The sequence below is a fragment of the Streptomyces sp. NPDC094034 genome (assembly GCF_040303865.1).
Lineage (GTDB): Bacteria > Actinomycetota > Actinomycetes > Streptomycetales > Streptomycetaceae > Streptomyces.
In genome coordinates this window covers 1-3,024 of sequence record NZ_JBEOUD010000102.1, presented here as the reverse complement: position 1 = coordinate 3,024, position 3,024 = coordinate 1, and the positions used below count along the sequence as shown (strand labels likewise).

Below are 3,024 nucleotides of genomic sequence, written 5' to 3'. Positions count from 1 at the left end.
GCGCCAAAACTCCTCCGCCACCCCCACATCACGCCCCGCCATCCACCCCGCCTGAACACCCAACGCACGACCACCCGCCACCACCGGCAACACCAACCCATCCCGCCGCGCCGCATAGTCATCAAGGACCAGCGACAGCACGCGAGCCAGACTCCAGCCGTCCAGCAGAATGTGATGGAAGGTGAACAGCACACGGATACGGTCGTCCGCGAGCCGGGCGAGCGTCAGCCGGGCGAGTGGGACGGAGGCCAGGTCCAGGCCGCGGCGTCGGTCGGCGGCGAGACGGTCCGTCCAGAGGACGGCCTGCTCGGGCGCCGAGGCGGCGCGCCAGTCCAGGATCTCGACGGGCAGCGCGACCGACTCGTGCACCACCTGCACCGGCTCGGACACGCCCTCCCACACCACCCCGATCCGCAGCGCCTGCACCTCGTTGACCACCCGCTGCCAGGACGCGACGAACCGGTCCGCGTCGGACACACCGTCGACGGCGAACATCAGCTGTTCGAAGTAGGCGCTGGAGCCGTCCTGGGCGAGGGCGTGGAAGAGCATCCCGGACTGCAACGGCATCAGCGGCAGCACCTCCTCGACACCACGCCCGTCACCGACCGCCGCGTCAAGACCCGCCTGGTCGAGCGGCGACAACGGAAAGTCCGACGGCGTGACACCACCCACGCCCGGCAGCTCGCAGTGCGCAAGAAGGCTCGCCAACTCCTCGGAGAATCGGGACGCCAGCTCCTCCACCACTCCGTCGGTGAACGCACCGGCCGATCTGACGAGATGGACGACCAGGCGCCCGTCGACCACACGGGCCGCGACATCCAGGGCATGGGCCTGTGGACCGAGCGTGCTGTGCTGGAGCCCGTCGGGTCCTGGCACCGTCATGTCGTAGAGCGCGCTTCGCGCGGCCGGGACATCGGCCTCGGTCGGGCGGAGGCAGCTGTAGCCGACCTGCGGACGGACCGTACTCCCGAGGTCGCCGGCCGCCGAGTCGGGGTCCCCGAGGTAGCGCAGCGCGCCGTACCCATGGCCATGGCCGGGTACCCCGCGCAGCCGTTCCTTCGCGGACTTGATCAGTGCGTCCCACGCGGCAGGGTCCGCGCCACCAGCGGCACCGGGCGTCCCGTCCTCGCGGGGCGTGCCCTGCCTGCGGGGCGTTCCGTCCTCGCGGGGCGTGCCCTCCCTGCGGGGCGTGCCGTCCTCGCCGAAGGTGCCGGACGCGAGCTCCAGCGGGAAGACCGTGCTGAACCAGCCCACCGTCCGTGACACATCGACGCCTCGGAAGATGTCCTCCCGGCCCGCTCGCTCAACGTCCACGACGACGCGGTTCTGACCGGTCCACCGGCCCAGTACCCGGCCGAGCACCGCGAGCAGCACGCCGTCCGGCCCGGTCCGGTACAGCGACGTGACATCGTGGCAGAGCTTCCGCGTCGATTCGGCCGACAGCTCCACCGACGTGACCAGGCCCTGGTGCGGGGCGTCGGGCGCGGGTGTGCCCTGGCCGGGCAGTCCGGTGGGTACGTCCTGGCCGACCCGGCTCCAGTACTCCAGCTCCGCGTCGAAACCACCCGCCTCCACCTGCGCACGCAACCGCGAAGCCCACTCCTGGAACGACGCCGAACGCGGCCCGAGATCCACCACCACCCCGGACACCAACTGCCCGTACGCCAGCGCCAGATCCTCCAGCAACACCCGCCACGAGGCCTCGTCCACGACCAGATGGTGCGCGACCACCGCCAACTGATCGTCGTCCCCTCCGCGTTCGAAGAGCGCGAAGCGGATCAGCGGTCCCTCCGCCAGATCGAACCCGGTCCGCAGGGCCTCGACGGTTTCGTCCATGGCCGCTCGCGCGGCGGGCTCCGAGAGCGCCGAAAGGTCGTGACGGTCGAGGGTGACGGAGCGGTCCTCGGCGAGATTGCGCTGCCGCCAGCCCGCGCCGGTCCGTTCGTAGCGCATTCGCAGGGCGTCGTGGTGGGCCACCAACGCGGTCACCGCACCCGCAAGCGCTGTCCGGTCGGTGCCGGGACGCAGGCCGAGCCGTACGGCAGTGCTGAGCAGCCGCGGGTCCTTGCGGTGGGTGCGGAAGAACCAGCGCTGAATGGGCGTGAGTACCACAGGGCCCTCCACGGGCGGTCGGTCCTGGCCGACGGATTCGTCAGCGGCGGTAGTGGTCAGCGCGGCGGCGAGAGCCGCGACGGTCTGCCGTACGAACAGGTCCTGCACGGCGAGCGCGATGCCCACGGCGCGGGCCTGGGAGACGACCTGGATACTGAGGATCGAGTCCCCGCCGAGATCGAAGAAGTTGTCCTCCACACCTACGCGTTCAAGACCGAGCACACGCGCCCAGATCCCGGAGAGGATCTCCTCCGTCGCGGAACGCGGCGCCACGTACCCGGCCTCTCCCACACCGGACGACTCTGAGGACGGCCCCGGGGCGGGCAGGGCCTTGCGGTCGACCTTGCCGTTCGGCATCAACGGCAGCGCGTCCAACGCCACGAAGGCAGACGGCACCATGTACTCCGGCAGCACACCCGCCAGAAACGTCCGCAGACCGGCCACCGTCGGCGCCGCCCCTGGTACCGGGACGACGTAGCCGACCAGCCGCTTCGCGCTGCCCCGGCCCCGCACGGCAAGTACCGCCGCCTGGGCGATCTCGGGATGGGAGACGAGGGCGGACTCCACCTCACCCAACTCGATACGGAAACCCCGCACCTTCACCTGATCATCAGACCGCCCCACAAACTCCAGCACACCATCAACCGACCACCGCACCACATCCCCCGTCCGATACATCCGCGCACCCGACCCACCGAACGGATCCGCCACAAACCGCTCAGCCGTCAACCCCCGCAACCCCACATACCCCTGAGCCACACCCCCACCACCAATAAACAACTCCCCCACCACACCCACCGGAACCGGCCGCAACCACCCATCCAGCACATACACCCGAGCACCACCAACCGGCCGCCCAATCGGCGGAGTTCTGTCAGCAACCACCGGCAACGCACCACTGAACGTCACCGC

Annotated in this window: 1 protein-coding gene and 1 pseudogene; both read right to left on the bottom strand. The window is 70.3% G+C overall.

Translation table 11 applies throughout. The features are described 5' to 3' along the window. Nucleotides 1-2,715 (bottom strand): condensation domain-containing protein (locus ABTZ59_RS36900; RefSeq protein ID WP_351425825.1); only part of this gene is annotated, 2,715 nt, incomplete at its 3' end. Between the two features lie 153 nt (nt 2,716-2,868). Continuing rightward, nucleotides 2,869-2,997: pseudogene (locus ABTZ59_RS36895) on the bottom strand (AMP-binding protein); the annotation flags it as partial. Between the last annotated feature and the right edge of the window lie 27 nt (nt 2,998-3,024).